Source organism: Streptomyces sp. ActVer, from assembly GCF_027270795.1.
GTDB classification, from domain to species: Bacteria; Actinomycetota; Actinomycetes; order Streptomycetales; family Streptomycetaceae; genus Streptomyces; species Streptomyces umbrinus_A.
The window spans coordinates 1-4,489 of record NZ_JAPWHT010000637.1; the positions used below are offsets into that span (position 1 = coordinate 1).

The following is a 4,489-nucleotide window of genomic DNA, read 5'->3' on the forward strand; positions in this document are numbered from 1 at the left end:
CCCGGCGAAGCCAGGCACAGTCCACGGCCAGCTCCGCACCCGCCGCCAGGCGCCCGCAGCCGCGGGCCGGAGCCCCGGGGCCTGCCGCTTACTCCTCGTCCTCGTCGTCGTCCAGCCGTGCCAGCCAGGTCGCCAGTCGCTCGACCGGGACCTCGAAGTCCGGGTTGAGGTCGACGAACGTACGCAGCTGCTCGCCGAGCCACTCGAAGGTGATCTCTTCCTGGCCGCGCCGCTTCTCCAGTTCCTCGATGCCGCGGTCGGTGAAGTACATGGGGTGTTCTCCTGCGTGCGTCCGTGTTCCGCCTTCGGTCACAGTTCACAGTCTGTGGACCGGTTTCCGGTCACAGCCTATGTACTGCCCGCCGGATCCGGTCGCCCGGAGCCGTCACCGATAGGTGCCCCTCGCACATGTCCCAGGTCGGGAGTTAGCCTTCTCCTTCCCTGCGGTAGGGGAGCTTCACAGTTGGCAAAGGGAAACCGGCAGCGAACGGACGGGGGCGCCGTGGGTGGAGGGATCGAACGGATACGGCTCGACGACGGGACCGTCGTATGGGCGAGGGTCAGTGCGGCGGACGAGGCCGCGCTGGACGGGGACGGATATCAGGACACCGGGGTCGGTGACCGGATCGTCGACATGGCGGGCGGACTGGCCGACGCGGTCGGTGGCGTCGTGCGCTCCCTGCGCGCCGGTCTGGACACCCCGGCACCGGTCGAGGTGGCCGTGAGCTTCGGCATCGAACTGTCGGCGCAGGCGGGCAGGATCGTAGGAGCCATCGCGGGAGGCGGTGGCCAGGCTTCCCTTTCCGTGTCCCTGACCTGGACCGAGCCCGCGGGGCAGGCGGGCGCGGCCGGTGCGGGGCAGGGAGACGGCGGCGACGGGCAGGCCGGACCCTCGGCCTCCGGCGCCGGATGAGCGCCCTTGAGGAGATGGTGCGCCCCTCGCTCGCGCGCATCGTGGCACCGGGCGACGGGTATGCACCGGACCGTGAGGAGTACTGGGGCAGCGGTTTCTTCATAGCACCCGGCTGGCTGCTGACCTGCGCCCATGTCGTGGGAAAGGGGGGAGCGGCCGTGTGGCGAAGTGGCAACGCCGTCGGCGTGACCTGGCAGGGCGGCAAGACCACCGGCGAGGTGGTGCTCGCCAAACCGCGGCCCGAGGAGCCCGACGGGGCCCGCGGCAGCTGGCGGTTCCCGGACATCGCGCTCGTCAGGGTGCGGGGCGCCGACGACGCGCCGTGCGTCTGGCTGAGCGACCGGGCGCCGACCATCCCCGCTCCGGTCAGCCTGCACGGCTGGTCACGGCAGACCGGCGACCTCGGTATGCGGCACGGCATCGGAGAGGCGTCGGCCCTGGACGGCAAGGCGCTGCTCCTCACCGGCCAGACGCCGGTCGAGGGAGTCTCGGGCGGGCCCGTGGTCGACCTGCGGCACGGCGCCGTCATCGGCATGAACAAGGGGCGCGGCCGGCACGAGGGAGCCGCCGTCCCCATCACCGCGCTGCGCGAGCTGTACGACGTGCGGGGCGGCGAGATCCTGCACACCGTCATGGGGGAGCACGACCTCCACCACCTCGACCGCTTCAACGACCCCGCGGCGGGCGCGGACTGGACCAGGACCCAGACCCGGCTGCGCGGTCCGGGTGCCCACGGTCTCGCTCCCGTACTGCGCGTCCGTCTCTACGGCCACTTCGCCCATCTCCCGCCGCCCGGCGGCCCGGGCGAGGTCATGCACCTCGTCCACGAGGTCAAGTCCCGTGTGGTGCAGGAGGACTACCGCTCGCCCATCGAGCACGACCCGCGCACCTGGCGGGAGGGCGCCGGACTCCTGCACGGCCTGCGGGACCCGGGCGACCACGGTGGCAGACCCGAACTCGCCCTCGACGCAGTCCTGTTGTACGCGGCGAAGGTGGCCAGGCACACCGCCCTCGACCACCCCGCCGACGTGGACCACGACCGGCTGCGCGACTTCACCGCCTGGATCACCGAGCAGGCGACCCTCTACGCACGCCAGGCCATCCGCGAGGACATCGACGCCCTCCTGGACCGCCTGTCCGAGGAGACCCTCCGGACACCGGCGACCGTCGCCGCTGTGGCCGGGCCGACGCCGACGAGGACGTCGGCAGGGACAGCGTCCCGCGCCCGGGCCGACGTCCTCGTCGACGTCGGGGAGCCCGTCTACGGAGAGCGGTACCCCCTGAGCGTCAAGCTCCTCTACGACGGCCAGGACGTCACCCCGCTCTACAGCAACGACCAGGGCGTGCGCCGCGACGAACTGCACCAGTACCTGCGGGAACCGCTGGCGGAGGCCCTGCGCCTGGGCGACCGCGGCGAACACCTGGCCGCGGTCGAGGCCTTCCTGCCTCGCCGGCTGTTCGACGTACCGCTCGACGACTGGCGGCTCAGCGCCGACGACGCCTGGGACGACGCCGACCTCTTCGACGAACAGTCCATGCCGCTCGGACTGCGCAGGGTCGTCGTCATCCGAGACCGTCGGCGCAACTCCCGGCCGGCCAGCCCAGAATGGCGCCGCAGATGGGCGGGCGTGGCGAACCGGCCGCTGGCCGCCGGACCGCTGAGGGGCGAGGCGACGGATCAGGGGCACCCGGAGGCGGGACGCCCGGAGGGCAGGATGGCGGCGTACGGCCGGCTCTCGGGCATGGACGACGCGTGCGTTCCCGTCCACTGCGGTCCGGTCGGCAGCGGTCCCGGCCTCGACGCGATGGCGGCCGCACTCGCCGCCGGGCACCCCCTGGTGCTGTGGCGCAGGGACGGCCACGACCACGAGGAATGCCGGGAGTTCCATCTGCAGGCCGGGCAGTTGCTGGGCCTGGCGGGCGGGGCCGAGGGTCTGCACCGGCAGGTGCGCGAGCTCAGGATCCGTGTGTCGGATCCCGACACGGCGGAGGGTCTCGTGGGCGACATCGCTGTACTGTTCGATCCGCCGGATCGTCCGCCGCACGGAACGGAACCCATGCAACCGCCCCTCATGGCAGCCCCCGACACGTGAATCGACTCCCAACTCCCTTGCCTCGTACGGATGTTCGCTGACCGGATTCGATACCGGACGAACAGGAAGCTCGGCAGGCCCGGCACACCGGCGGTAACGTCGTACATCGAACAGCCGGGACCCGCTGCATGATCACCAGAGCCGGGAGGAGCCCATGGTGAACGACTGGCGGATCTACCGCGGGGTGGGTCAGCCGCACGACGGTGTGCGGCAGTTACCCCCGCCGCCCCCTTGGCGGGACTTCGCGGCGGCACCCGACCGACCCGAGTCCGGACCGGACGACCCCAGCAGCGCCCGCCGACTCGGCGTACGGCGGCGCCTCGTGGAGAACTACGCGCCCCGGCCCGCCGAGGTCGACGCCGTCAACGCGGCCCTCTATCTGCGCCGCCCCCTCCTCGTCACCGGCAACCCGGGCACCGGCAAGTCCACCCTCGCCTACGCGGTGGCACACGAGCTGGGCCTCGGCCGGGTACTGCGCTGGCCCGTCGTCAGCCGCACCACACTCCAGGACGGCCTGTACCGCTACGACGCCATCGGCCGCCTCCAGGACGTCCAGCTTGAGCGGGCCCAGGGCGCCACCGCCGCGCCCGCGGCAGCCCCGTCCGGCATCGGATCGTACGTACGACTCGGCCCCCTCGGCACCGCGCTGCTGCCCGCCGAGGTGCCCCGCGTCCTGCTGATCGACGAACTCGACAAGAGCGACCTCGACCTGCCCAACGACCTTCTGAACACGCTGGAGGAAGGCGAGTTCGCCATCCCCGAGCTGGAGCGCGTGGCCGACCGCGAACCCGTCGTCGAGGTCCTCACCCACGACGGCCGCCGCGTGCCCGTGCATGGCGGACGCGTCGCCTGCACCGCCTTCCCGCTCATCATCCTGACGTCCAACGGAGAACGGGACTTCCCGGCTCCCCTTCTGCGGCGCTGCATCCAGCTGGAGCTCGAACCCCCCGGCGAGGAACAGCTCACCGCCATGGTCGAGGCACACCTCGGCGGCGAGAGCGTCGAGCAGGGCCGCGATCTCATCGACCGCTTCCTCGACCGGGAGCCCGGCGAGGTCGTCGCCGCGGACCAACTGCTCAACGCCCTCTTCCTCACCCAGCACACCCCCCACGCGGAGCGCCTCACCCGCGAGCGGATCGCGGACCTGCTCATGCACCCACTCGACCGCTCGCGGTGAGCCGGATGCACGGGATGCATCTGGAGGACCTGATCGGCAGGCTGCGCCGGGGCGGTCTCGACCCCACCGCCGAAGAGGTGGCCGACGCCGTCTGGCTGTCCCGGTGGCTCGACCCGGCGCCGCCCCGTGCCGAGCGGGACCGCAGGCCGGCCGACCCGTCCGCCCCGCCGGAGAACGGGACGGGGCCGACGATCCGCTCACCGGCGGACCACACCCCCGGGACCGGCCAGGAACCACGGCCTGCCGGACGGCACGTACGACCAGGTCATCAAGCAGCTGAGGACCGAAGGCCCGCTCACGGCCACC

At 72.3% G+C, this 4,489-nt stretch carries 5 protein-coding genes; 4 read left to right on the top strand and 1 reads right to left on the bottom strand.

Going from position 1 to position 4,489, the window contains the following annotated elements:
- Positions 1 to 88 precede the first annotated feature (88 nt).
- Positions 89 to 271 (bottom strand): DUF6104 family protein, encoded by a 183-nt coding sequence (locus O3Q52_RS49425; RefSeq protein WP_269654979.1) that lies wholly within the window; start codon positions 269 to 271, stop codon positions 89 to 91.
- A 231-nt stretch (positions 272 to 502) separates the two neighbouring features.
- Here O3Q52_RS49425 and O3Q52_RS49430 point away from each other — a divergent pair, with 231 nt between their 5' ends.
- The 4 genes from O3Q52_RS49430 to O3Q52_RS49445 all read left to right on the top strand — a co-directional run.
- Positions 503 to 913, top strand: a complete 411-nt coding sequence (locus tag O3Q52_RS49430; protein WP_269654980.1) for a CU044_2847 family protein — start codon at positions 503 to 505, stop codon at positions 911 to 913.
- The gene (locus tag O3Q52_RS49435) at positions 910 to 3,006 is read left to right on the top strand and encodes a trypsin-like peptidase domain-containing protein (protein WP_269654981.1); all 2,097 of its coding nucleotides are present in this window, start codon (positions 910 to 912) and stop codon (positions 3,004 to 3,006) included. Before O3Q52_RS49430 ends, O3Q52_RS49435 begins: the two co-directional genes overlap by 4 nt.
- A gap of 157 nt (positions 3,007 to 3,163) precedes the next feature.
- Positions 3,164 to 4,183: a MoxR family ATPase gene (locus tag O3Q52_RS49440; protein ID WP_055618113.1), complete on the top strand. Its 1,020-nt coding sequence runs from the start codon at positions 3,164 to 3,166 to the stop codon at positions 4,181 to 4,183.
- 5 nt (positions 4,184 to 4,188) lie between these two features.
- Positions 4,189 to 4,489: hypothetical protein (locus O3Q52_RS49445; protein WP_269654982.1), on the top strand; the 301-nt coding region annotated here is incomplete at its 3' end.